The following is a 26,058-nucleotide window of genomic DNA, read 5'->3' as shown; positions in this document are numbered from 1 at the left end:
TCGGCCCGCGGGTTGCGGGCTAGTTAGATCGCGGACTCAAACTATGCTGCGCTTCGAAGTCCTTCATGTACGTGGCCAGCGCCTGCACGTCCTCCATGGTGACGGCGTTGTACACGCTGGCGCGCATGCCGCCGACGAGGCGATGGCCCTTGACGTTTTGAATCTGGTACTCGGCCGCACCTGCGACAAAGGCCGCGTCGAGGTCGGCATCGCCGGTACGGAAGGTGACGTTGGCGATGGAGCGGCTTGCCTCCTGCGCGGTGCCATGGAACAGCTCGCTTTGCTCGAGCAGGTCGTAGAGCAGGTTGGCCTTGGCCCAGTTGCGGTCGGCCATGGCTGCAAGTCCGCCGGTCTGTTCAACCCAACGGAACACCTTGCCGCACACGTAGATGCCAAAGGTGTTGGGCGTGTTGAGCATGGAACCCTTGGCGGCCTGGGTCTTAAGGTCCATGTACTGCGGCGTCTGCGCAAAGGCCGGGCCGTCGGCGATCAGGTCGTCGCGCACGATGACCACGGTGACGCCCGCGGCGCCGGCGTTTTTCTGCGCGCCGGCGTAGATGAGTCCGTAGCGCTCAACGTCGAGCGGCTGTGACAGAAAGCAGCTCGAGACATCGGCGACCAGCGGCACGTCGCCGCAATCGGGCAGCTCGTGGAACATGGTGCCAAAGATGGTGTTATTCTGGCAGATGTAGACGTAGTCGAGCCCGTCGCCCGCGGCCTCGGCGGCAATGCGCGCGTTGATGTCGGCCATGTTGGGGATGCGGTCGAAATTGGTGTCCTCGGAGCTCGCGAGCAGCACGGCCTCGCCGTACTTGGCGGCCTCTTTGTACGCCTTGTTGGCAAAGTTGCCGGTCACGACGTAGCCGGCGCGGCCGCGGCGCATGAGGTTCATGGGGATGCCCGCAAACTGCAACGTGGCGCCGCCCTGCAAAAACAGGACACGGTAGTTGTCGGGGATGCTCAGCAGCCGGCGCAGGGTTGCCTCGGCGTCATCGATGATCTGCTGGTACATGCTAGATCGATGGCTCATCTCGAGCACGGACATGCCGCAACCGCGGTAGTCCATCATCTCGTCGGCGATCTCGGCGAGCACGCTTGTAGGTAGCGCGGCCGGGCCAGCTGAGAAGTTGTGCACACGTGCCATCTTCTAGTTCCCCCTCGTAGTCGTTTGAACGTTCGGGATACTTTAGCACAGTGCAGCGTCAGGCGCGACCGCATCACAGCAAAACCCGAGTGCGCCGCTATGATTTACAGGGTTGTTACATGGGGGGAGGGTTTATCTCGAGGCTCGCATCCGATCCGCCTCGGCCTTCGCTTGTTTCCAGGGGCGCACGCGACCGTTGGTGAGGTCGTCGTAACCATGAGCGATGGTACGTTGAATGTGATCTTCGCGTTCCTGAATGGTAGTTAGCGCGCGCGTCTGATCAGAAATAGGCTTTACGACAGGCATATGAAACTTCTTACATAGAATCATATGTATAACTCTATGTTGAGCGTAGCGGAGGGTGGCGTTGGGCGTGTGCGTGCCTGCATTCGTAAGCGCGGTTGTCTGGCAAGTGTGATTTGGGGCGACCTCGTTAAAGTTTCTAAACTGCGAAAATGACCGTTAACCGGATTAAATTTTGTTACTCAACATTTGACACTCTGGGCGTGGTAACTTTTTACCAACAGGTATGATTATTGTCATGTGCGCCGCGCCTGCCTGCCGGGTTGCGGCGCACTTGTGACAGCCTTTGACACCCTTGGAGCGTGTACTGTGGATGTAACCACAAAAAGCGTTCGGGGGGGGGGGGTGCTCACTCGCGAGCAATTCCTCCCGCATGAGATGCGCATCGTCGCTGCCCTTCGTATGCAGGGCGCAAGCGACGAGCAGGTCATTGTACGCGTAAAGAGCGAGAACCTCTTTCAATATCCCACGGAGCGCATGGTCGCCAACCGCGCAACCGTGTGCCTTCGCCGCCTTGACGCCATGGTGCCCACGGACGCCGTATGCGCCGCGCGCGGCATCGACCCCAAAACCGCCGTCGAGGCTGCGTCATCCCTAACCAGGCTCATGGCATCCGGCACTCCCACGCAGGCGGACCAGGCCATCTTCTACAGCATGATCTGCCGCTACGATATCGTGCGCGAGTTCGTGTTCGTCGAGGTAGGGGAGCGCCTACAAAACTTCGATTATGCCTTTACGGCGGTTGACCTCAACGCCTTTATGACACGCTTTACCACGGAGTATCCGGACGCGGCCCGCTGGACTGAGGCCACGGTCAAGCGCATTAAGGGCTCGCTCCGCCAGACGCTCCGCCATGCCGGTCTTATCGGCGAGGGCCAGGGCCCGGAGTCCGAGCGCCTGTCACCACTCTTCCTCGATTCCGATGTCGAGCGAGCCTTGGTTCAGCTGGGCGAGCAGTCGCTTATCGCGGCCCTTACCGGCAGGGTGGTGATGTAGCGTGGCTCCCGTCAAAAGCGCCGTCGACCCTGTTATCACCCCGGCGACCGATCTCACCACCAATATCGGCATCCATTCCCGCAAGAGCGTCGTGGCGGCGCATGCCCGCTCCGAGCGCGCCTGTCAGGAATTTGAGCGCCGTGCGCAGCTTCTGCGCGAGTGCCTGTGCAGCGAGGACTTTTTGGCCAACAAGGGCATAGGCAATGAGATCGGCTTCCACACTTTTTGCTATGACCCCGCGCTGGAGTTTGAGGCGCGTGCATTATTTGACACCCTTTCACGCGATGCCGAGGCCGACAAGCTTCCATGCACGCTCAAGGTCGTGAACCTTTACGACGCCGTGCTGGCAATTCTCGAAAAGCGCCGTGTCCTCAAGGCTATCCCGCACCAAGAGGAGCGCCGCGGTACCCAGCGCGTGCTCGAGGACGTGGCCAAGTTCGCCTCGCCCGAGAAAGTCGCCGCGTACATCCTTGAGCAGACCGAGCCGCACGCGCCTGGAGACGTCGTTCTCCTCACCGGCGCGGGCGAGGTTTTCCCGTTCTTTCGCATACACACGCTTCTCCACTGCATGCTTGCGGATTTTGGTGAGGTGCCTGTGGTCGCCGCCTATCCGGGCAGTTTCAACGGCTCTTCTTTCCAGCTCTTTAACCGTCTGCCAGCCGACAACTACTACCGCGCCATCGATATCTCGTAAGCAAGGCTCCCCGCAGGCAAGTCCCTGCCGCTGGTAACAACCCTTTGCCATAACGTTCCCAAACCCAAAGGAGCACCCATGGACAACACGATCATTCGCGACCTCTTTGCAAAAGACATCAACCGCTCCATCAACGGCGTGGTCAAGGTCCAGGATTCAAAAGATGGGTCCATCCGCCAGGAGCTTGACGAGTACGTGGTGACGCGCGAGTTGCAGAGGCACTTTGCCACGTTCTTCAAGGCCTACGGCGATGCTATCGATGCGCGCACCGACAAGATCGGCGTGTGGATCAGTGGTTTCTTCGGTTCCGGTAAATCGCACTTCCTCAAGATGCTGAGCTACCTGCTCGAGAATCGCCAGATCGGCGGCAAGAGCGCCATCCGCTACTTTGACGGCAAGATCGTCGACCCCATGGTCGCGGCTGCCATGGAGCGCGCCTGCTCGGTGCCCACGCAGGCCATCCTCTTTAACATCGATAGCAAGGCGGGCCAGTGGAAGCAGGGCGATACGGCTCCCACGGCGCTGCTTCGCGGCTTTGAGCGCATGTTCTACGAGGCGCGCGGCTTCTACGGCGAGGACCTCAAGCTTGCAAAGCTCGAGGACTACATCGATTCCCTGGGCAAGACCCAGGAGTTCCGCGAGGCCTTTGAGCGCGTCAACGGCGAGTCCTGGCTCCAGGCCCGCGACACCTACAGCTACTTTGAGGACGACGTCGTCGAGGTGCTGCAGAGCGTGCTCGGCATGAGCGAAAAGGCCGCATGGAACTGGCTTGAGGGTTCTGAGGACGAGGTTTTGGCCCCCGATGTCTTTGCCAAAAAGGTCAAGGACTACGTGGACGCTCAGACGGCGGGCCACGGCGGCAACTTCCGTTTGCTCTTTATGGTCGACGAGGTGGGTCAGTTTATTACAAACGACAAGGACCCAAGCCTTATGCTGAGCCTTCAGACCATCGTCGAGGAGCTGGGTGCTGCCTGCGGTGGCCGCGTGTGGGTGATGGTCACGAGCCAGGAGGCCATCGACAACCTGAGCCTGCCCGTGGGCAACGACTTTTCAAAGATCCAGGGCCGTTTCAATACCCGCCTTTCGCTCTCCAGCTCCAGCGTGGACGAGGTCATCCAGCGCCGTGTGCTCGAGAAGACCGCGCCGGCGGCCGATATGCTTGCACGGGTCTACGAGCAAGACACCGCCGTGCTCAAAAACAACTTTACCTTTGAGGGTGGCTCGCGCTCCGACCTTGCCGGCTACGCCAACTCCAAGGATTTTGTGGCCAGCTACCCGTTTGTGGGCTATCAGTTTAAGCTCCTGCCCGACGTGATGACCGAGGTGCGCAAACACGGTGTCAAGGCCAAACACATGTCCACAGGCGAGCGCTCCATGCTGAGCGCGTTCCAGGAGAGCACTCAGGCCATCCAGCATGACCAGACCGGTGCACTCGTGCCGTTCTGGCGCTTCTTCAACACTATCTCCAAAGACCTTGAGCACGGCATCATCCAGGTGGTCGATCGCGCGGTCCGCGCGGCCGAGGACGCAAAGGGCCTTGAACCCTACGACGTTCAGGTGCTCAAGCTTCTGTACCTGATTCGTTACATCGGCTACGTCAAGGCCACGGTCGAGAACATCTCCATCTTCATGATAGACGGCATCGACGTGGACAAGCGCGCCCTCAAGGACCGCGTCAAGGAGTCCCTTGCCCGTCTGGAGCGCGAGAACTACGTGGCGCGCCAGGGCGATACCTATAGCTTCCTCACCGACGAGGAGCAGGAGATAGCGCAGGAGATCGCACGCACCTCGATCGATAACGCGCAGGTGATCGAGTCTATCAAAAAGCGTCTGTTCGACAGCATCTATACCGCGCGCAAACTCAACCGCGGGGCCAACGACTTTCCGTTTGACCGCTATGTGGACGGCTCAATCCACGGTACCAGCATGGGCGGCATGGAGCTTTACGTGGCGACTATGGCGAGCGACCTGGGCCGTGCGGACGATACCGAGCTGGCCTTGGCTTCTTCGGGCAAAGCCATCGTGGTCTTGAGTGACGAGGCGGATTATTGGGAGACGCTCGTCAACGCTGCCAAGATCCGTAAGTACGCCAAGACGCGAAATCTCCAGGAGCTTCAGCCGAGTACGCGCCAGATCGTCGAGTCCAAGATGCGCGAGGCGGCCTATAACGAGAAGGAGGCCGATACCCTTTTGAGCGAGGCCGTGCTCCATGCACGTTGCGCGGTCAACGGCCGCATGGTTGAGGTCCGCGCGGCCAAACCCGCCCAGGTCTTTGAGCAAGTGCTGGCGCAGCTGTGCGATGTGGTCTTTGAAAAGGCCGACTATATCGGCGCGCCGGTCACGAGCGATTCCGATATCCGCTCCACTCTGGCGGGCAACGTTCAAGCGGGGCTCGCTGGCATGGGCGCGGGTAACACGCGTGCGCTCAAAGAGGTCGAGGACTACCTCAAAGTTCAGCACCAGCGCCACCTGGATACCGCTATGGGCGATATCCAGCGCCAGTACCAGCAAAGGCCCTTTGGCTGGCGCGAGGTCGACATCGCAAATGTGGTGGCGCAGCTTGTGGTGGAGCAGCGCGCACGGGTGCTGTTTGGCGGTCAGACGGTTCAAGCTAACGACAGCCGCATGGTGGCACTCCTTCGCAAGGATGCCGATAAGGCCCAGGTGCGCTTGCGCATGCGCATAAGCGACCGGTTACTGCGCGCCACGGGCGAGCTCATGCGTGACCTGTTTGATCTCAAGACCGTGCCCTCCAACGAGGATAAGCTCGTGGCCGAGCTCAAGGAGCGCCTTGAGGACTTGCGCGAGGCGTGTCTCGCCATAGCACGCGACTACTACACGGGCATCAAGCCGGCCTACCCGTATCCCGGCGAGAACGAGTGCGAGAAGATGCGCTCGGAGGTCGCCGACGTCCTTAAGGATCAGAGTGAGTCCGAGGCGTTTTTGACTATGTTTACCAAGCATGAGGACCGCTTGCTCAATGCCAAGGAAGATTTTGACAAGGTGGTTGAGTTCTTCGAGTCCAACCAACGAACAGCGTTTGACCACGCCAAGGATTTCTTGAGCCGCACCGAGGGTATCGAGTATGCCTCCGATGACATTCCTAGCGCGGTTGAGAACGTGGCAAAGGTTCGCGAGATCCTCAAAGATCCCAAGCCCTACGGCCGCATTAAAGATCTGCAGCCGCTTATGAATCCCGTCGAGGACGACATGAAAAAGCTGCTGGGTATCCGTCGCAATGAGTTTTTGTGCCGCATCGAGAATGATCTGCAAGACCTGCAGGCGCAGGCTGAGAGTCAAAAGGGCTTTGTCAATCAAGCCAAGGATGCCATAGCGGATGCCGGCGCCAAATACGAGTCGTTCAAAAACCGTGCCCACAGTGCTCAAAGCCTCAACGAGCTGAGCGTTGCTGCGACTAACTGGGGCGACTGGCTCAGCGCGGCAGCCAACGAGATGTACGACGCCGTGGATGAGGCCCGCATGCGTATGGACAACGAGCGCCGCAGCATCGAGGTCACGAGTACGGGTGAGGTGGTCAAGAAGATCTCCAACAAGGGTGCCGCATCGTCTGCGCCCGTGCCCGCGTCCAAGCCCCAGCGCAAGATCAAGACCGTGCGCCGCGCCGATCTGGCCAAGCCGAGTCGTCTCTTGTCCGCAGAGGACGTGGAGCGCTACGTGGACGACCTGCGCTCTCGCCTTATGCAGGAGCTCGCTGCAAACGACGAGATCCGTATCAACTAACCCGCGGAGCCACCGGTACCAAAGCGCGCACCGGTGGCTTATGGCGTTTAGAAAGGCTCATCAACCATGAACGATTCTGCTCTTAAGAGCTTCTGCACCTGGGCCCGTACAGAGCTCATCAAAGGCGTGGAGGCACAGATGGTGCGCTACGGCATCACCGAACCTGCACCCGCGCCCGTTGGGTCCGAGACCGTCAACGGCCTGCCCCTAAGTCCGGCTGAGATTGAGCAACGCGACGAACTGCTGCGCATGCAGGCGGAGGTGGGTCACGAAGCGCTGCGCGACCGCGCGGCCTACACCTGGTTCAACCGCATCGTGGCCATTCGCTTCATGGATGCACGCGGATGGCTTCCCAGCCGTATGCGCATGCTAAGTCGTGCGGACGGCAGCCATGGCAGCGAGGCCGTGGAGAACGCACTGGACGTGGAAATAACGACGGCCGATACCGATCGCATAGCCGAGCTCAAGATGGCGGGCTTGGATGAACCGTTGTGGCGCTACCTGTTTGTTGCTCAGTGCGAGGAGCTTGCCGATTGCCTGGCGGGCGTCTTTGAACGCGTGGGCGGAGCCATGGAGCTGCTGTTGCCCCAGGGCCTCATGATGGCTGACAGTGTGGTGGGCAAACTCAATGCCATCCTCGCTGACGAGGACTGGCGCGAGGGCGTGACCGTTCTGGGCTGGATGTATCAGTACTACAATGCCGACGTTAAAGACGAGTTCTTCAAGTCCAAGCGCAAGGCAGCGGCGGCGGACATCGCGCCCGCCACGCAGCTCTTCACCCCCGAGTGGATCGTGCGCTATATGGTCGAGAACTCGCTCGGCCGTCTGTGGATGCTCAACAATCCGGGGAGTTCGCTACGCGAGCGCATGGAGTATTACATCGAGCCCGATGCTGAGCACGAGGACTTCATCCGCATTTCGAGTCCCGAGGAGATAACCCTCTGCGACCCCGCATGCGGCTCGGGCCATATCTTGGTCTATGCGTTTGAGCTGCTCTTCCATATGTACGAGGAGCGCGGCTATCGTGAGCGCGAGATTCCCGAGCTCATTCTTACTAAAAACCTTGCAGGTATGGAAATCGATTCCCGCGCGGCACAGATCGCGGAGCTGGCGCTTGCCATGTGCGCCCGCGAGCACGACCGTCGCTTCTTTAGGCGTGGCGTTCGCGCCGACGTTACCGTGCTCTCGAGCATCCCGCTAGGGGAGGACGAGCTGCCGGGTAACAAGAAGCTCGCCGAGGAGCTGAGTCATTTGGGCGAGATCGGTTCGCTGCTCAATCCCTCAGAGGACGAGATCGACGAGCTCAAGGCTGCCGCCGCGAGTTGTTCCGATGACCTTTTTGCCGCTACGGCCAAAACTAAGCTCGAAAGCGCTGCCGCCATCTGCGAGAAGCTGTCCCGTCGTTTTACCTGCACCGTTGCGAATCCTCCGTATATGGGCAGCAGCAGCTTTAACCCCTTCATGAGCAAGTGGGTCAAGAAGAACTACCCCGACGTGAAGAGCGACCTCTTCTCCAGCTTTGTCGTTCGCATGTTCAGTCTCGCCAAGGACCACGGCGAGTGCGGAGTCATGTCGCCTTTCGTCTGGATGTTCATCGGAAGCTATGAGAAGCTCCGCAACGAGATTATCGACAACAGAACGCTTACCTCCCTCATTCAACTTGAGTACTCGGGCTTCGCTGGCGCGACTGTGCCCATCTGCACCTACACGTTTCACAACTCACTCATCAAAGGCTACAAGGGAGGCTACGTGCGCCTTTCTGACTTCGTTGGCGCCGCTGTCCAGGCTCCCAAGGCCCTCGAGGCAATCCAAAACCCCGACTGCGGCTGGTTCTACCGCCGCAACGCCGAGACCTTCAGGCAGATCCCCGGCACCCCCATAGCCTACTGGGCCAGTGATGCCCTTGTTGAATCGTTCACAAAAGGAAGGAGGCTCGATGCTGTTGCTACTCCGCGACAGGGCTTGGCGACGAGCGATAATGGCCGCTTTTTGAGGAAATGGTGGGAAGTAGCGCCTTCCAACACATCGCGAGATTGTAGCGGCAGGCCTGAGGCAAAGCAGAGTGGCTCCCGTTGGTTCCCGATTATTCGGGGCGGCTCCTATCGAAAGTGGTGGGGTGACTACGACGAGGTGGTTAACTGGTTTGATGACGGTCGGGAGATGAAGGAAGCAATTCTGTCCAAGTATACTTATCTCTCTACACCTGATTTTGTGATCAAGAACCAGAACGACTATTTCAAGCCCGCAGTTTCCTGGTCTAAAATTTCTTCCAGCCTCGCCTCCTTTAGGTTTGCGCCTCGAGGGATGCTTTTTGAGGTAGCTGGAGCATGTCTTTTTGCGGAGCCGAACGAGCTCCGATACATCCAGGCTTTCTGCAACTGTTCCATTGCCGAAATTGATTTGGCGTTTATGTCGCCGACTCTAAACTTTGAGGTAGGCCAAATCGGTCAGTTGCCAATCATCCAAGATGAGGCTGCCGAGCCGACTGTCTGTTCACTCGTTGAAGAATCTCGCTCAATTTCAAAGGCGGACTACGATTCGTTTGAAACCTCTTGGGATTTTAAACGTAATCCTCTTGTCTAGGTGATCGCCATGGCTGAAAAGAAGAGGCGCAAGCCTGTCGATAAGACAAAAATTGAATATGTCGAACCTAAGCCAAGCTGGATAAAGGCTGTTAAGGTTAATGACCATAACGATGTCATGGGTTCTATTATTCAGTTTTTTCTGGTTGAATCTCCTTGTAAAGGTGTGAGTAGCAGAGGGATATCGCTTCTCGATTATGGATGGGCCGATAGTGTTCCTCCTAAATCCGGGTACCTTCACCGAAGATTATTGGAAGTGGCCAATCTCTGCGATGGGTCGACGCTATTTACGGCCACACGAAAAGAAGAGATGAAAAATAGGTTTGTTGATGCTGATATGCCTGGCAATTTTGCTTCAACTTGTACCTCAAATCGCGTTGTGGCGCTCATCAACAGCAATTTTGTGCTTGATTTATTTCGGATTATTAGAAATTCGTTGGCACATTGTCGCTTTCAATTGGTCGAAAAGAACGGTGTGGATTTCATTGCTTTTGAAAACGGTATGCCAGGAAAAGATCTTATTGGAGCGGATTCATTTGAGGTGAGCTCTCGTTTATTTCTTAAATGCAGCACTCTCATTGATTGGATTGCTGTGGTTAAGTCCGAGGCTATATATGAGGCGGAAGAAATTGCCCGCAAGAAAGAGACCTCAGAACGGGAGTGGGAAAACAAGCGTCAATTGGTTTTGTCTCGAATCTCGAGTGGGTCCTACTCAAATAAAGATGATCTCGGGAAGGACTGTGAGCTATCTAAGCGTAATTTAGATAAATTGCTTGGCGAGCTGAAGGCCCAAGGGCTTATTGCTTATTCACGTTCTAATCGAAAATGGGAACTTACTGGTGACGCAAATCCGTGAGTAAGAGATGCTTCATCTTTGATTGCAAAGAACGGCGTGTCGAATGAGCTTCTAACGTTTTTTATTGCAAAGAGACTCGCTGTCTCTCGAAAGTGACCTTTTAAATGAAATTAGTCGGCGTTTTTAAATGAGAGGGCGGTCAAATATGGCCACTTTACTTCAAGAAAAATACGAGGCTCGCAAGGCCGAGGTCAACGCTCGCTTTGAGCAGCTTCGCGCCAACGAGGAGGAGCTCAACCGGATCTTTGCCAAGATCTACAACATGGAGGGCGAGGTGCCCATCGAGGTCGAGGACAAGTACGTCTCGGTGGCGCGCATCTTCGATACGGCAGAAGAGATTCCGGAGAGCTACAAGGGCAACAAGTACGTGCGCACCAAGCGCGACGAGATTACCTCGCTCATAAGCTATGCCGTGGGCTGCATGTTTGGCCGCTATTCGCTCGATGTCGATGGCCTGGTGCTGGCAGACCAAGGCGCCACCGTTACCGACTATCTGGCCAAGATGCCCGACCCCGCGCATGTGACCTTTATGCCCGATGCCGATAACGTGCTGCCCATCACCGACGACGAGTACTTTGACGACGACATCGTGCGCTACTTTATCGACTTTGTGCGCACGGTGTATGGCGAGGAGACCCTCGAGCAGAACCTCGCGTTTATTGCCGAGGCCCTTGGCGGCAGGGGAGCCTCGCGCGAGGTGATTCGCGGCTACTTTTTGAAGGACTTCTTTAAGGACCACTGCCAGACGTATAAGAAGCGCCCCATCTACTGGCTGTTCGACAGCGGTAAGAAGAACGGTTTCAAGTGTCTTGTTTACATGCATCGCTACCAGCCTGACCTATTGGCTCGCATCCGCACCGACTATGTGCATGAGCAGCAGGAGCGCTACCGTGCCCAGATCGGCTATGCCAACGATGCCCTTGCTGGTGCCGAGCGCGGCGAGCGCGTGCGCTTGGACAAGCGCGTCAAAAAGCTCAACGACCAGCTCAAAGAGACCATTGGCTACGAGGAGAAGCTGCACCACTTGGCAGACCAGATGATTAAGATCGACCTGGATGACGGCGTCAAGGTCAACTACGCCAAGTTTCAGGATGTGCTAGCAAAGATTAAGTAACTGCAGATACGTAAGGATATTCATGCCCAAGATCGATGTAGAAGAACAGCTCAAGTTGCGGTTTTTGCAACCGTTGCTCGCATGCATGCCCCGCCGTGTGGTGGTTTGGCACGATGCGGACGGCGAGTTTGCTCCTGAGTTTGAACGTTTGGCCGCCGAGGGCTTCGACGGTGCGGGGACTGATGACAGCGTTATGCCCGCTCACGGTGACTTTGAGCGCCCAGTGCGGTTTGTTGAAGCCTGCGAGGGCCGCATGTTTGCCGTCAAGAAGCTCGTCAACCGCGATGACCTTGTGAGCGATATCTTGCTGTATCGCCGTTGCCCGCGCGGCAGGCTTGAGGGTGATTTGCTTGCCGATGTTGAGCTGTATGCCGATCAGTTCCAGGCTGACTATCTTTCGCTTTTGGCCGATCAGCTAGGCATCGAGAATATCGACGCCGTGCGCGAGAGCCTGCGCGAGCACAAGACGTTCTTTGATGCCAAGACCCGCTGCGCTAAGTTTGCCGCGTGTGTTCCGCATGCCTCGAGCGCATCCGATATCGAACTCGGCATCCTTACGGTGATTTTTGGCGGTAAAGAGCTTGGTGACGCGCGCCCCGCGTTTGTGCTGCGTGGCTGTATGACCATGCTGCTGCACGAGGGTCCCGAGGCGCTGGCCGAGTTGGTGGACAAGTACTGCGTGCATGATGTACTCTCTGCCTTCATCGTGCGTTGCTATGGGTTTGATGGGCCGCTTTACGAGCGTGACTCATTGCTTATGCTTGCATCCCATGTGCTCCTTACGGCGGCATCCACCGCGCTTCCCGAGGGAGCGCTCAAGGGACTCGAAAGCTATGTGGCTCCCGCCTACGGCTCCTATTGCCTTGAGGCGGTGCGTACGTGGGACCAGACCGCCGATACCCAGGCGTCGAGCGAGGACCTATTTGAGATTTGCCGTTTGGTTGAGGACGCCCGCGGACTCTTTGCACGGTTCGAGACCTTGCCGATCGATGTGCTGACCTCGCTTGATGTGTTTCCGTGCGTCAATGAGGCCGTGCTCTCGCAGCTGTTCTGCTCGTTTGCACAGGGCGCGGACCGTGTTGAGGATGCGCGCGCATTTGCTGCGCGTCGCTGCGACCTAAGCTGGTACCGTCGTGTCGAGAGCTACTTTGACCTGCTTGCCGCTGTGGCCGATATGTGCGCGTTTAGGCAGTCGCACGCGGGTGGCTTCCATCTGGCGCAGCCCCAGCAGGTGTGGGATGCCTATTCGTCCGATTGGTATGCCATGGATGCTGCCTATCGCCATATGTGCACCGCGTATCTGCGGGCACGCTCCGTCGAGTGCGATGCGCTCGAGGAACCTGCCCGCGCCGTGGCGGACTGGGCGGAGAATCTCTACAGCAACTGGTTCTTGGCGGATGCCAATGTCTGCTGGGCGGCTGCTGCGCAAGGGGAGTGGGCCGATTGCGGCTACATCGATGGTCCCGCACGGCAGGATGAGTTTTACTGGCATGTGCTGCCCGCCTTTGTGGGTTCTGCCAAAACAACGGTCGTTATCGTGAGCGATGCGCTGCGCTATGAGGTTGCCCGCGACGTTGCGGCGCTGCTCGAGCGCGAACGCGGCGGCAACGTCAAGGTTTCTAGCATGCAGGCGGTCTTTCCCTCCATTACCGAGGTGGGCATGCCTGCGCTGCTGCCGCACCAGGTGCTTGAGCTTGCAGAGGATGGCGCGTTTGTGTTGGCTGACGGCATGCCCACTGCGACGACTCCGCAGCGCGAGGCCGTACTTACCCACGTTGAGCCCACGGCCCGCGCTTTGCGCTCGAGCGCATACCTCAACATGGCGGGAACCGAGCGCAAAGCGCTGCTCAAAGACTCCAGGCTCGTTTATCTCTACCACAACAAGATCGATGCCACGGGCGAGAAGGCAGCTACGCAGGATGACGTTTTCGATGCCTGCGCGGACACCGTGGAGGAACTTGCCGCGTTGGCGCGCCGCGTGTGCACCGACGCCCCGGGCGCGCGTGTTGTTATGACGGCGGATCACGGCTTCATCTACACGCGTCGTGAGCTCAACGAGTGCCAGATGCTCGGCAAGCCAGACCTTCCCTTCCTTGACGCTCCTGTCATGCACGGCAAGCGTCATCTGGTGGTGCCCAACGAGGCCGTGGCCAAGCTTTCGGAAGAGGCATGCGAGATGTTTGTTAATGTTGGCATGGGACGTTTAGGTGCCGGTTTTGAGGGATTTGCCCCGCGCGAGAACGTGCACTTCAAGCGTCCCGGCGGCACTAACAACTACGTCCACGGCGGCATGAGCCTGCAGGAGCTCTGCGTGCCCGTTATCGGATTTTGGCGTGCGCGCTCGGGTTCCAAGGACTTTGTCGATACGCGCGTGGCGACGCTGCGCGTGCTAAGCGAGGGACGCCGAGTGACCAACTCGCTCTTCTCGGTCAACTTGATCCAGGAAGAACCCGCCCAAGGCAAGGTCTTGCCGTGCGAGTATGAGCTGGTGTTTACCGACGCAAGCGGCAACGAGGTGAGCGATACAGTCAAGGCGCATGCCAACAAGACTTCTGCTAACTCGCAGGAGCGCGTCGTGCATGCCAAGTTTGCGCTGCGTGCAGCGGATGGATTCTCGGCCAAGGGTCCGTACTATCTGGTCTGCCGCGAGCGCGAAACGGGCAAGATCGTTTGGCGCGAGACGTATACCATCGCTGTTTCGTTTGCCCCTGTTGCTGACTTTGGTTTTTAGGAGTGTGCCCTATGTTTGATAGCCATGACGACGGTCTGTGGGAAGTCCCCTTGATTGATGAGGATGTGCCTGCGGAGGCTGCGGTGCCTGAGGCCGCGCCCGTGAAGGCCCCGGAGGTCGAGACCGCTGCGCCTGCCCCGGAGACGGCGACTGCTGCTGCGCCCGCTGAGGCTGCGGTGGCCGCCGAGGACGAGTCCTCGACCGATGGCTATGACCAGGCTGCGGCCGAGGCTCCCGAGGATGAGGGCTACGACATGGACGGGCTGGACGGTAAGCTGCTCGAGCACTTTGGCGGCAAGATCGTGCGCAAGGACCTGACGGCCTTTATGAAGCGCGGCGCCAACGTGCCCACCTTTGTGTTGGAGTATCTGCTGGGCATGTACTGCTCAACCGATGACGAGGAAGCCGTGGCAGAGGGCCTGGATCGCATCCGCAGGATCCTCACCGATAACTACGTGCGTCCCGACGAGTCCGAGCGCATTAAGTCCAAGATTCGCGAGCTGGGCCGCTTTACCATCATCGACAAGGTGACGGCCAAGCTCGATGAGTACAAAGACATCTACGTGGCATCGTTTGCCAATCTGACCATCGAGCCGTTTGTGATGCCTGCCGAGTATGTGCGCGACTATTCCAAGATTCTGCAGGGTGGCATTTGGTGCATTATGAGCATCGAGTATCGTCACCCCTTGGATGAGGAAGACGAGTTTGGCATGGAGGTCTTTGGCGACGATGCGCCGCGCCGCTCCAAGGCCAAGCGCAAAAAGCGCGGGCCCGAGGACTCTCCGTTTAGCGTGGCGTCGCTCACGCCCATTCAGATGCCCAACCTGGACCTGGATGCCATGGTCGAAGAGCGCCAGTATTTCTCGCGCGACGAGTGGCTCAACATGCTGCTGCGCTCCGCTGGCTACGAACCCAGCGAGCTTTCCGAGAAAGAGCGCCTGCACTTTATCGAGCGTATGGTGCCGCTCATCGAGCGCAACTACAACCTGTGCGAGCTGGGTCCCCGCGGTACCGGTAAGAGCCACATCTACAAAGAGGTCTCGCCCTACGCCATTTTGCTTTCGGGCGGCCAGACCACCACGGCCAACCTGTTCGGCCGTATGAACTCCATGCGCGCCGACCGCGTGGGCTTGGTAGGTCACTGGGACTGCGTGACGTTCGACGAGGTCGCCGGCATGCGGTTTAAGGACACCAACGCCGTGCAGATCATGAAGGACTACATGGCGAGTGGCAGTTACGCACGCGGCCGCGATCAGATTAACGCCGACGCCTCCATGGTCTTTGAGGGCAACATCAACGACACCGTGCAAAATGTCCTTAAGACCACGCACCTGTTTGATCCGTTCCCGCCGGAGTTTAACAACGATTCGGCCTTCTTCGACCGTATCCATTACTACCTGCCGGGCTGGGAGATTCCCAAGATGCGCTCGAGCCTGCTGACCGGGCATTATGGCCTGATCACCGACTGTTTGTCGGAGTTTTGCAAGGAGATGCGCCGCAAAGACTTTACGCACCATATCGACCGGTATTTCCGCTTTAACAGCGACTTTAACAAGCGTGACGAGATTGCCGTGCGCAAGACCTTTAGCGGCCTTGCCAAGCTGCTGTTCCCCGACGAGGCCATGGACAAGGACGATGTGCGCTGGCTGCTGGACTACGCCATCGAGGGCCGTCGCCGCGTCAAGGAGCAGCTCAAGATTATGGCGGGCGTCGAGTTTATCGACGTCAACCTGGGCTATATGGATGCCGACAACCCGCAGGACGTGCACGTGGTGCGCGTGCCCGAACAGACCGAGGACACGCTGATTCCCGACGGGCCGCTGCTGTCCGGCCACGTATTTGGCGTGGGCAGGTCGCAGGGCGGCGAGGTTGCCGTATACAAGCTGGAGAACAAGGCCGTTGCCGGCGAGTGCAAGTTTAAGTACGAGGGCGTGGCCTTTAACAAGCCAGTGCGCGGTACGCTGGAAGCCGCGTTCGACAACTTTGTGAACCTGGCGAACCGCGTGGCGCCGGGCATGCACATTGGCTCCAAGGACTACCTGCTGTTTTACAACGACCTGCAGAGCAAGGGCCTGTCCGAGGAAGTTTCGCTCGCCGAGTTTGTGGGACTTTGCTCTGCGGCGTGCAACCGCCCGGTGATGCCTGCGCTGGCGATTCCGGGAATCTTGCGCATGTCGGGCTCTATGGACGAGATCCGCGGGCTCGAGGACATTATGCGCGTGACCAAAAACGCCGGCGCCAAGCGCGTGATTTTGCCGCTGAGTGCCATCGCGGGCCTGCAGAGCGTTTCGTCCGAGATTATCTCGGGCTTGAGCCCGGTGTTCTACATGGATGGCGATCCGGTTGATGCCGCGAAGAAGGCGCTAGATCTGTAGGAGTGCGGGCGTGCGGGCTTGCGTGCGCGTGGGCCCGCGGGCGTGTTGGCGTGTTCGAGTAGGGAGGCTTTGCCATGGCGGGTGAGCGTTCTGTTGGCGAGTTGCTCGACGAGCTGTTTGGCTTTGAGTCGGTGGCCAAGCGCCAGGCCGCGCTTGAACGGTACGATCGCGGAGAGTTGGTGCGAAAGGCGCGCTCCCACGAGCTGCTGGGCGTGCTTAGGGACGTCGAGGCTGCCGAGCGCGCTGCGCGCGAGTCTGCCGTACGGGCTGTTGACGGGTATGTCCGTCGTGTTGAGGGCGCTGCGCTTGCACACGCTCGCAAGCAGGCGGGCATTGTTGGTCCGCTGCGGATGGAGCGTCGCTATGCTGCCTTTTTGCGTATGGAGGACAAGGCCGAGCTGCTGGTCCGTTTGGAGCAGACGCTTGCGTTTATCGAGGTAAAGCTGCGCGCCAATACGGCGGACAGGGTTCGTGCGGCGTACGATGCTGCGGGGGCTATGGTGCTGCTGGACGTGGCGCGTCTGAGTGACGTGCGCATTGTGGATGCCGTGCCCCTAGATGTCGATCTGCTGTGCACGCAGCTGGAGCAGTTGCGTTGTGCCGCCGACGCAACGGACCTTGCGGGTATGATCGCGGCGACGTTTGAGTCTGAGCTGAGCGCGACCGGGCCGCAGGGCACTGACGGGTTTGCGGGCGATGTTGCTGGTGACGTGGCGTTGGAGCGTGAGCTTACCAACGTGCGCGGCGCTGCGCAGCGAGCACGCTTGGCGTCACAGGCATATCGGGCCGAGCGCGCCGCCCGCGTCGCGGGGAGCACGGTGGAGCCGGTATCGTTGCCCGAGCCTGCGTGCGTTGCGATCGAGACTGCGTGCGATACCGGAGAGCTTTCCGAGTTGCTCACTCAGGTTAAGAAGTCGTTTGAGACCTACCGTCGTGTTGTTGCCGACGGCGGGTTGTTCTGCGCGTTTGGCACGGGCTCGCCGCACGGCATTTGTTGTGGTACGAGCTATTTGGACTACGATTCTCGGCTTGATGAGGACGTGCTGGTGGGCGAGTACGATGGTGCAACCAGGCATACTGTTCGGCATGAGGTTGCGATTCCCGAGCTGGTGGATGGGGCTTCTGCCGAGGGCGGCGATTCACTCAAGGTTGCCGTGGCGCGCATGCGCGAGTTTAACGGGCGTCGCTACGATGGTGTGCTGGATGAGGATCCTGTGCGCCATGTGAATGCGTTTTGGTATGGACTCAAAAAGCTCGGCCAGTATTGTGAGGCCGCCGTGCGCGTGGATGAGCGTGCTTGGGATTGCTTTATCGATAAGGTGCAGTTCGCCTACGATGAGCCCGTGGGGCGTTTGGCTGCGCAGATGGACGACAAACAGGCGGCGGCTTTTGTTGCTGCCGTGGATGTGCTCGGCGTTGATGGGTAAGGTCCTGGTCTGGTAGGAGGCTACACCATGAAGATTGACGTTGATGTAGACCAGCTGCGCGAGAGCCTGCTCGACCGCGCGGGGTCTGCGGCGGGCGTGGGCTTTCCGGCCGCCATGCTCGACGCGATGGATATCGAGGACGAGTCGCCCCAAGAGCTCCTAGCCCGAGCCGAACGCGAAGGCCTCGACCTCCGCGACTTTGCCGTCGATGACGACTGCGGAGCGTCTGACGACTGGTGACCCCGGGTCAGTTCATCCTTTTCTTCCTGAGATATAAGAGAAATCCCTTTTTGAACGTCCTTCGGGTTCCAAAAAATAGCCGATCAGTCTTTGTATCTTCCTTGCTGTCAAACTTGATAGCCGTTAGCTCGATCGTACAGATGTAGTCAGCAACTTGGAATAGCCGGTAGGCTCGTGGTGTGGCTTCTCGGTATACGATGACATCCCTTGCTAGAACGTACTCAAGCGCAGAATGAATGACCTCCGTTACAATCGGTTGGCCGTTGTCGTAGTAAATCTTAACGGTGTCGTATCGCTGGAAGAATTCCAGATGGTCGAAAAGTTCAACTGTGAGGTCTCGCCTCATTCTCTCCGCGAGACCGTTTTGGTTGCCGGCGAATTCGCTCATTTGGTATTGCAGACAGAGATAGCGTATGGGGAGATGCTGAATGAACGCGCGAAATGCGCTCAACATGTGCCTTCGCTGCTCCTTGGGAAGATCTTTGTAGTCGCCGTTTCCATTCAGTAGGGGTCCTGCATGAAAAGGCGTATTGGGAAGCGAGGACTGCGACAGGGCGCGCTCGTAGCGGTCAATGCGTTCAACGATTGCATCGTTTTGATCGTGAAAAACGAGGGTGACGAGGTAGTAGTTGGAGACGCCTCCGAGGTCGCCAGATTCGTCAACAAAGACGGAGAGTTCGCTCATGATGAGCCTCCATTTTTGCAAAAAAAATGCCGGGGGTAAGACCCCGGCTCTTGGAGGCCCCTCTTTTGGAGGGAACCGTATTCTTTATACCATGAGATAAGGGGTGCTTTCAAGTAATATTATAATAAGCAAACATATGTTCGTCAAACTACCTGCGAAAAGTCCTTAGCCGTCCAGAGGTGGGTAGAGCGGCTCGTAAATTGCTGACGCAATGGGCCGGCGTTTTCCCGAGAAGTATTTAGTCTTGACTCGCATAAAAAATGCCGGGGGACATCCCCCGGCTTTTTTCATTTCGGTGTCAATTCAAATGTTTTTCAATCCATCCCCTCAATAAGTTGCGGTGAAATAGGGACTGAAATGGCTGTTCAGAGGCCTATTCAATCCCTATTTCACCGCAACTTATGGGTGGGGATGGCTGCGACGCGAGCGTGGCGATGACGGCTTCGTCGCCGGCGTATATTAGGGTGTTGCCGTCGGGGATGATCGTTTGGCCTTCGCGCTTGAGCATCACCACAATAAACGGATGCTTGCCTTGCGGCACATCGCGCAGGCGCTGGCCGGCCAGGCGACCGTGGGGCGTCACGGTGACCTCGCGCAGCGTAACCTCGGCACGCTCTTCAAACGTCGGGGCAGCCATCACCAATAGGTCGCCTTCCTCAATTACGGTATCGCCGTTGGGCAACACCGGGTGCGCACCGTCGCGCAGTACCAGGACCACCAGCATGTCCGTCGCGCTGCCAATATCGGCGAGCGAGCGTCCGGAAAACGGATGGCCCGCGCCCACCTTGAACTTGACAAACGACATGCCGTCCTCGTCGCGGTAATCGTTAAACGTACGGCGCACGTCGCCTTCCGCGTCGATCATATTGAGCTTTTTCGCCACCGCCGGTAGCAGCGAGCCCTGCACCACAATGCTCGACACGGCAATCACAAATACCAGGTCAAACAGGTCGTGACCGCCAGGAACACCGGCCACCACGGTAAAGAGGCTAAACACGACCGAAGCCGCGCCGCGCAGACCCGCCCAGCTTACGAGCGCAACCTGGCGAGGGTTCGTCTTAAAGGGCGCTAGGAGCACGCCGACGGCGATGGGGCGGCTCACAAAGAGCATAAACGCCATGAGCGCCAGGCCCGGCAGCAGCATCTGCGGCAGGCGTGCGGGCGTTACGAGCAGGCCGAGCAAGAAGAAGATCGTCATCTCGGCCATCTCGGTGAGGGTATCGAAGAAGTGCGCCATCTCGACCTTGCCGGTGATGTCGCTCGCACCCAGCACAATGCCGGCCAGGTACACGGCCAAAAATCCGTTGCCGCCCAGGTAGCTCGGCAGCGCGTAGGCGACGATGGCCACGGCGAACAAAAAGATGGTCTGCGCGCCCTCGGCCGTTGCGTGCGCGCGTTCAATCAGGCGGCCCGCCGCCCAGCCGATGGCGAGCCCCAGGCCCACGCCCAAGATAATCTGCTTGGCCAGCAGTGCGGGAATGTTGATGTCGCCGCCGGCCGCGAGTGTGGCGAGCACGGCGGTGAGCATGTAGGCGACGGGGTCGTTGGAGCCCGATTCGACCTCGAGCAGCGAGTCGGTGCCGCCCTTCAGCGACAGGCTGTGCTCGCGCAGAACGCTAAAGACGCTGGCCGCGTCGGTGGATGCCACGACTGATCCCAGCAGCAGGCCGCCGATCCAGTCGAAGCCCAGCACGAAGTGGGCGAACACGCCGGTGATGCCTGCGGTGATGACGACGCCGAGCGTGCTCAGCAGCACCGCGGGCACGGCGACGGGCTTGGCGCGGTCGATGTTGGTGTTAAAGCCGCCGTAGAACATGATGAACAGCAGCGCCGTGCTGCAGACGGTTTCGGTGAGCGCGTAGTCGCTAAAGTCGATATGCGCCGGGCCGTTGACGCCCAACAGCATGCCGAGCGCGATAAAGATGAGCAGGGTGGGGAAGGGGAGTTTTTTGCCGACGGGTTTGATGGTCAGGCACAAAATGATGACGAGGCCGATAAAGAGAAGGATCTGGTTCATAGATGGTGTCCGCTCCTGGGTGGTTGGCGTGGCACGGTCAGTTGTCTGCGGTTATTTGTACCCAAAGATGGTGGGTTTATGGGGTTGGATTGCGGGCGTGCGCGATATCGTCATAGACGGCTGCCGTCTTTGCCTCTGCTCGGAAACCCTTTCCAGCTTTATTGCAACGGAGTACAATGGGTAACGTTTAAGTTCAACTTGAAGTTTTAGTTGCGGCACCGGGCTTCGGCCGCAATGCAAGGAGAGGCGTACCATGGCGATCTATGTGACATCTGACGCTCACGGGCACGTGCGTGCGCTTGACGAGGCCCTGTCTAAGATCTCGTTGACGTCCGACGACACACTGTACGTGCTGGGCGACATGATCGATCGCGGGCCCGATCCGGTCGGTGTTATTAAGCTCGTGCGCTCGCTGCCCAACGCCCGCGTGCTCAAGGGCAATCACGAGCAGATCATGCTCGATGCCATCATTGGCCAGGATCCGCTCGATGCCGAGACCTGGGATATCAACGGTGGCTGGACGACGCGCGAGCAGCTCAACGACATGGAATTTGAGGCATACGAGGAGCTCGTGCGATGGATGGCCGCGCTGCCGCTCTACGCGGTGGTCGAGACTGCCGAGCGGCCGTACCTGCTGGTGCACGCCGGCATTCAGACCGAGGCGGCGCGTGCGTTTTTGCTTGAGCATGGTGTCGATTGTGCCGATGGCGTCGGAGCGGTGGGTGCTGATCGCGAGCTGCTGCAGCAGATGCTCGCAGTGCAGTCGTCCGATGACCTGCTGTGGATTCGTCACGGCTATTGGGATGTGCCGACCGGGCTGCTTTCTGCCGAGGGCAAGGGTCCGGTCGTGGTGAGCGGTCACACGCCAACGGTGTCGCTCGGGCGTTATTGCGAGGTCGGTGGTCTTGCGGGGCTCGATGAGGAGTCGGGCCGCGGGCAGATCGTGCGCCTGGGCGGCGAGGATGCCGCCGGTGTGCCCGATCGCATCGACATCGACTGCGCTGCCGCCACCGGCTCCGAGTTCGGTCGCGTGGGCATCCTGCGCCTGGACGACGGGGCGGAGTTCTACGCGAACATCAACCCGGGCGAATAATCGGTGCAAGGGGTAGCTAATTTGGGACGGGGCTTTTTTGACTACTTTTGCCCTTCTGCCCGCTAATTGATTTCTCTGGGACGGGGATTAAATAATCATTTGGCTGCCCGCTGGCTAAGTGAGTAGACTTTTTTGGAAATGCCGAGCACCCAACATATTTGCCTCAATAAAACCGCAGGTCACAGACTTGTGCTCTGTTGGTGTGGTCGGAGATTCGGTAAAAGTCTACTCACTTAGTTTTGCGTGATGAATATTGTCCGCAACGAGACCCCAGACGGGGTGATTCCATCGCAAATTCCGGTGACCGGGCAGCTAATTAGGCGCCGTATGGGTTGCGGTCGCGTTCTATGCGCTGGCGGATGTGGGCGTACTCGATTATCAGTAGCACCAGGAGTAGGGCCATGATGGCTAGGTAGCTCACCACAGCGCCCATCAGACCCAGCAGCTTAATCAAGATCACCGGCAGCACCACGCTTACGGCGAAGCAGATCAGGTAGATCTTGGTGACGTCTCCAGCGTGGCGTAGCACCGTGATGATGGCGTAGATAAAGTCGATGGCCGCGGTGACGCCGCCGGCGACGACCATCAGCAACGCCAGCGTACGGTAGCGCTCAAAGCTGAGGCCGTACATAAAGCTCATGAGGGGAATACCGGGACCTGCCATAAATGCGGCGCACACGCCGGTGATGGCCACGATCAGCGCCATAACGGCAACAATAATCAGGTCAAAGCGACGACGCTTGCGAGGATTAGCCCAAATGCTCGACAAGCGCAGGAGCTGCGGTTTATAGATAAATCCAATGCTCAACAGAATAGCCTGCGCCGGAAAGAACAGGGCATTAAAGTACAGCTGATATTTGTATGCCAGCTTGCCTTCCATCACAAACTTGGGCATGCTCTCAATTAGGTTGAACAGGAATAGCGCGCCAAAGAGTGGGGCGCACTGGACAAACAGGTGGCCGACCTCGCGCAGGCTTACGCGGCGCGATTTTTCGGTCTCGAGCAGGGCGAGCGGCGCGGTGACCAGCACGAGCGAGGCGATCGCGGCGATGCCCATGGCCATGGCCGCGATGGGCATGCTACGCGTGAGGAACAGCGCCACGCTGAAGACCGCGATGACGCCGACGGAGCGTAGCGTTTGACTCATGCCAGCCAAGTAGAGCTTGTCGGCCTGCTGCAGGCGGCCTTCGTACACGTCGGCGACGCCGTCGATCACCTTGTAGAGGTAGACGCCCAGGCCGATCGTCGCCATATGCGCGTCATAGCCGCGGGCGCTGCTGTACATGAGGCCGCAGCCTAGGGCGAGCGCTCCGCAAAGCCAGCGGTTGAGCTGGTAGGAGGCAAAGGACGTCTTTTCGTCGATGTCTGAGACCTGGAAATTGCGCACGCCGTAGTTGCACGCGATCATGATGAGCGTGCCGGTGACGAAGGCGATGGAGAATTTGCCTGCTTCTTCGGCGCCCACGAGCTGTGTGGACACGATGGTGAGCAGAGGAAACGCCATGCCCCACACGGCGGTGCCCAGGGTATTCCAGAGATAGTCGCGGCGGGTGGTGTGCTCCTCGTATTCCGCTTCCTGCATGGAGAAGCCGCCGCCGTAGATGGCGCCGAGCAGGCGGTTCCACCAAGCGTTGACCATGCGGCGGACGGGGCCGGGCTCCTGATCGCGTTCGCGCCGGCGACGTGTGGCTTGGCTGCTATCGGGTCCGCCGGCGTTGCGCTGACTCAGCTCCTGGATGCGTGCGAGCTCTTCGGCCGTGTGGGAGGCAGGGAAGAGGCCGTTCTCGATGCGGCCGCCCTGGGCCTTCGCGGCGCCGTCTTTCAATGCAGCGGGGTTGGAGATGCCGTTGCGGCGGGCGATGGCGCGGCGAATGCTATCGAGGGGCGTGATGCTCAAAGCGGGGTCCTTTCTATTGCTGCGCTCTAGTATAGTCGCGGTGGTATCCATTCGTGTTTTTGAACAGGTTGTTCAATAATTTCGGCGGCGCCATTCAGTAGTCGGCACTTAGGGACGTTCCTTATGTGCCGGCACTTTGGGAACGTCCCTAAGTGCCGGCATCCGGGGACGCTCCTTGAATGTTGCCTGTTCAAGAGTGTCCCCAATGACTAGTCGTTTAAGAACGTCCCCAATGACTGGGCCGCTTGCCTGCGATTTTTGACCGTTGGGCGGGCTTGCCGCCCTTGCCGCAAAAACGTTTTTGCATATCGGGTACAACGGGCTTTACGTGAGTAAAGTGCGCGCCGCGTCCACGTGCCGCGTTTTTAAAGGAGGCCCCATGCCTGGTGTTACCCCTGCAGAAGTTCTGTCCAATTTTGGCATTACGCTGGTCGAAGACCCCGCTGAGAACCAGCCCCGCCTGCTGGTTGACCTGCCGGCAGCCGAGCTCGTCGAGCATGCCATCCGCCGCAACGAAGGCCGCATGGCATCCAACGGCGCGCTGGTGATCGAGACGGGGGAGCGTACCGGACGTTCGCCCAACGACCGCTTTATCGTTGACACCCCCGATGTCCACGACAAGATTGCCTGGGGCGCCGTCAACCGCCCGCTGTCCGTCGAAAGCTACGAGGTCATCAAAGCCGGCATCGTCGACTATCTCAACGAGCGCGATGTGTTCGTCACCCGCGGCATGGCCGGCGCCGACCGCAACCATACGCGCCGCCTGCTCGTCGCCTGCGAGCGTGCCAGCCAGGCGCTCTTCATTAAGCAGATGCTCGCCCGCCCGCTCGCCCGCGAAATCGCGCGCACCGGCGAGCCGGACTTCTGCGTGCTCGCCGCGCCGGGCTACCAATGCGACCCTGCCATCAAGGGCCTCAACTCCAGCGCCGCCGTGGTCATCAACTTCCAGGAGCGCGTGATTTTGGTCGCGGGTACCGGCTACTCCGGCGAGATCAAAAAGTCCATCTTCAGCGTTATGAATTACCTGCTGCCCGTCGAGGACGACGTGCTGCCCATGCACTGCTCGGCCAGCATGGATCCCGTCACGCACGAGACCGCCGTGTTCTTTGGCCTGTCCGGCACCGGCAAGACCACGCTTTCGGCCAATCCCACGCGCCTGCTGATCGGCGACGACGAGCACGGTTGGTCCGACATGGGTATCTTCAACATTGAGGGTGGCTGCTACGCAAAATGCGAGGGCCTGGACGCCTTCCACGAGCCCGAGATCTTCAACGCCGTCCGTTTTGGCGCCATTTGCGAAAACGTGGTGCTCGACGAGAACCGCAAGCCCAACTATGACGACATCTCGATCACGCACAACACGCGCGTGGCCTATCCCGTGGAGCACATTCCTAACGCGTGGACTAAGGGCATGGGCACCACTCCGAGTGTCGTGCTGTTCCTGACTTGCGACGCTTTTGGCGTGCTGCCGCCCATCTCACGCCTGACGGCCGATGCCGCCATGTACCACTTTGTGACGGGCTTTACGGCTAAGATTCCCGGCACCGAGGTCGGCGTCACCGAGCCCACGCCCACGTTCTCTTCGCTGTTCGGCGAGCCGTTTATGCCGCTCGACCCCATGGTTTACGCCAAGATGCTTGGCGAGCGCATTGCCGACGGCCGCACGCGCGTGTACCTGGTCAACACCGGCTGGATTGGCGGCGGCTACGGCGTGGGCCATCGCATCGAGCTGGCCTACACGCGCTCGCTGGTCGCGCGCGCCCTCGATGGTACCATCGAGGACAGCGAGTTCGTGCACGACGACATCTTTAACGTCGACATTCCCACGACGTGCCACGGCGTGCCCGATGGCATCCTGGTGCCGCGCCAATACTGGCAGAGCACCGCGCGCTACGACGAGGCCGCGCACAACCTGGCTGTGATGTTCGAGGAGAACTTCGAGAAGAAGTACTCGCACCTGCCCGAGTCCGTCAAAGCCGCCGGCCCGCACGCCCAGGTGCCCGTCGAGGCCCGCCATCGCGGCCGCGGCCTGCTGGGACTCCGCCACTAGCGTCGCCTCAGACCCAAAACCACCACAAAGGGGACAGTGAACTGCGCCCCGAAACTTGGACTGAATAAATAGCGACTACGCCGCAAGGGCCCGGTTCCGGAACTCCTCCGGCG

General features: G+C 59.1%; 16 protein-coding genes. 12 read left to right on the top strand and 4 right to left on the bottom strand.

The window, feature by feature from the left end:
• Positions 1-19 precede the first annotated feature (19 nt).
• Positions 20-1,144, bottom strand: a complete 1,125-nt coding sequence (gene serC / locus AB5Z54_RS06680) for a 3-phosphoserine/phosphohydroxythreonine transaminase (RefSeq protein WP_368160917.1) — start codon at positions 1,142-1,144, stop codon at positions 20-22.
• A gap of 648 nt (positions 1,145-1,792) precedes the next feature.
• On the opposite strand from serC, the gene AB5Z54_RS06675 reads away from it, so the two are divergent.
• The 10 genes from AB5Z54_RS06675 to AB5Z54_RS06630 all read left to right on the top strand — a co-directional run bounded on the left by AB5Z54_RS06675 (position 1,793) and on the right by AB5Z54_RS06630 (position 18,203).
• Positions 1,793-2,443, top strand: coding sequence for a DUF1819 family protein (locus AB5Z54_RS06675; RefSeq protein ID WP_368160915.1), 651 nt, complete (start codon positions 1,793-1,795; stop codon positions 2,441-2,443).
• A gap of 1 nt (position 2,444) precedes the next feature.
• Entirely contained in the window at positions 2,445-3,137 is a 693-nt protein-coding gene (locus tag AB5Z54_RS06670; protein ID WP_368160913.1) for a DUF1788 domain-containing protein, read from the top strand.
• Between the two features lie 78 nt (positions 3,138-3,215).
• A complete protein-coding gene (gene brxC, locus AB5Z54_RS06665) occupies positions 3,216-6,878 on the top strand; it encodes a BREX system P-loop protein BrxC (protein WP_368160912.1) in 3,663 nt (1,220 codons plus the stop codon).
• Positions 6,879-6,944: 66 nt separating this feature from the next.
• Positions 6,945-9,461 (top strand): BREX-1 system adenine-specific DNA-methyltransferase PglX, encoded by a 2,517-nt coding sequence (gene pglX, locus AB5Z54_RS06660; protein ID WP_368160910.1) that lies wholly within the window; start codon positions 6,945-6,947, stop codon positions 9,459-9,461.
• Positions 9,462-9,470: 9 nt separating this feature from the next.
• Positions 9,471-10,316, top strand: coding sequence for a hypothetical protein (locus tag AB5Z54_RS06655; RefSeq protein ID WP_368160908.1), 846 nt, complete (start codon positions 9,471-9,473; stop codon positions 10,314-10,316).
• A gap of 145 nt (positions 10,317-10,461) precedes the next feature.
• Complete coding sequence (locus AB5Z54_RS06650; RefSeq protein WP_368160906.1) at positions 10,462-11,430, top strand: BREX-1 system adenine-specific DNA-methyltransferase PglX; 969 nt, start codon at positions 10,462-10,464, stop codon at positions 11,428-11,430.
• A 22-nt stretch (positions 11,431-11,452) separates the two neighbouring features.
• Positions 11,453-14,161 carry a BREX-1 system phosphatase PglZ type A gene (pglZ, locus tag AB5Z54_RS06645; RefSeq protein ID WP_368160904.1) on the top strand — a complete coding sequence of 903 codons (2,709 nt, stop codon included), beginning with the start codon at positions 11,453-11,455 and terminating at the stop codon, positions 14,159-14,161.
• Between the two features lie 11 nt (positions 14,162-14,172).
• Positions 14,173-16,536, top strand: a complete 2,364-nt coding sequence (gene brxL, locus AB5Z54_RS06640; RefSeq protein ID WP_368160902.1) for a protease Lon-related BREX system protein BrxL — start codon at positions 14,173-14,175, stop codon at positions 16,534-16,536.
• Positions 16,537-16,610: 74 nt separating this feature from the next.
• A complete protein-coding gene (locus AB5Z54_RS06635; protein ID WP_368160900.1) occupies positions 16,611-17,963 on the top strand; it encodes a hypothetical protein in 1,353 nt (450 codons plus the stop codon).
• Between the two features lie 27 nt (positions 17,964-17,990).
• The gene (locus AB5Z54_RS06630) at positions 17,991-18,203 is read left to right on the top strand and encodes a hypothetical protein (RefSeq protein WP_368160898.1); all 213 of its coding nucleotides are present in this window, start codon (positions 17,991-17,993) and stop codon (positions 18,201-18,203) included.
• Between the two features lie 7 nt (positions 18,204-18,210).
• Here AB5Z54_RS06630 and AB5Z54_RS06625 read toward each other — a convergent pair whose 3' ends face one another.
• Together AB5Z54_RS06625 and AB5Z54_RS06620 are read right to left on the bottom strand one after the other, a co-directional pair.
• On the bottom strand, positions 18,211-18,888 hold the full coding sequence (locus tag AB5Z54_RS06625) for a DUF3800 domain-containing protein (RefSeq protein WP_368160896.1): 678 nt from the start codon (positions 18,886-18,888) through the stop codon (positions 18,211-18,213).
• A gap of 373 nt (positions 18,889-19,261) precedes the next feature.
• Positions 19,262-20,905 carry a potassium/proton antiporter gene (locus tag AB5Z54_RS06620; RefSeq protein WP_368160894.1) on the bottom strand — a complete coding sequence of 548 codons (1,644 nt, stop codon included), beginning with the start codon at positions 20,903-20,905 and terminating at the stop codon, positions 19,262-19,264.
• 253 nt (positions 20,906-21,158) lie between these two features.
• Between AB5Z54_RS06620 and AB5Z54_RS06615 the strand changes: the two genes are divergently transcribed.
• A complete protein-coding gene (locus AB5Z54_RS06615; RefSeq protein ID WP_349076683.1) occupies positions 21,159-21,998 on the top strand; it encodes a metallophosphoesterase family protein in 840 nt (279 codons plus the stop codon).
• Positions 21,999-22,314: 316 nt separating this feature from the next.
• On the opposite strand, the gene AB5Z54_RS06610 is transcribed toward AB5Z54_RS06615, so the two are convergent.
• Positions 22,315-23,895: a lipopolysaccharide biosynthesis protein gene (locus tag AB5Z54_RS06610; protein WP_368160892.1), complete on the bottom strand. Its 1,581-nt coding sequence runs from the start codon at positions 23,893-23,895 to the stop codon at positions 22,315-22,317.
• Positions 23,896-24,274: 379 nt separating this feature from the next.
• On the opposite strand from AB5Z54_RS06610, the gene pckA reads away from it, so the two are divergent.
• On the top strand, positions 24,275-25,945 hold the full coding sequence (gene pckA, locus AB5Z54_RS06605; RefSeq protein WP_368160890.1) for a phosphoenolpyruvate carboxykinase (ATP): 1,671 nt from the start codon (positions 24,275-24,277) through the stop codon (positions 25,943-25,945).
• Positions 25,946-26,058 lie beyond the last annotated feature (113 nt).

It is taken from the genome of Collinsella aerofaciens (assembly GCF_040910185.1).
GTDB lineage: Bacteria > Actinomycetota > Coriobacteriia > Coriobacteriales > Coriobacteriaceae > Collinsella > Collinsella aerofaciens_BF.
The sequence above is the reverse complement of the archived record's forward strand: the minus strand, read 5'-3'. Positions and strand labels throughout refer to the sequence as shown.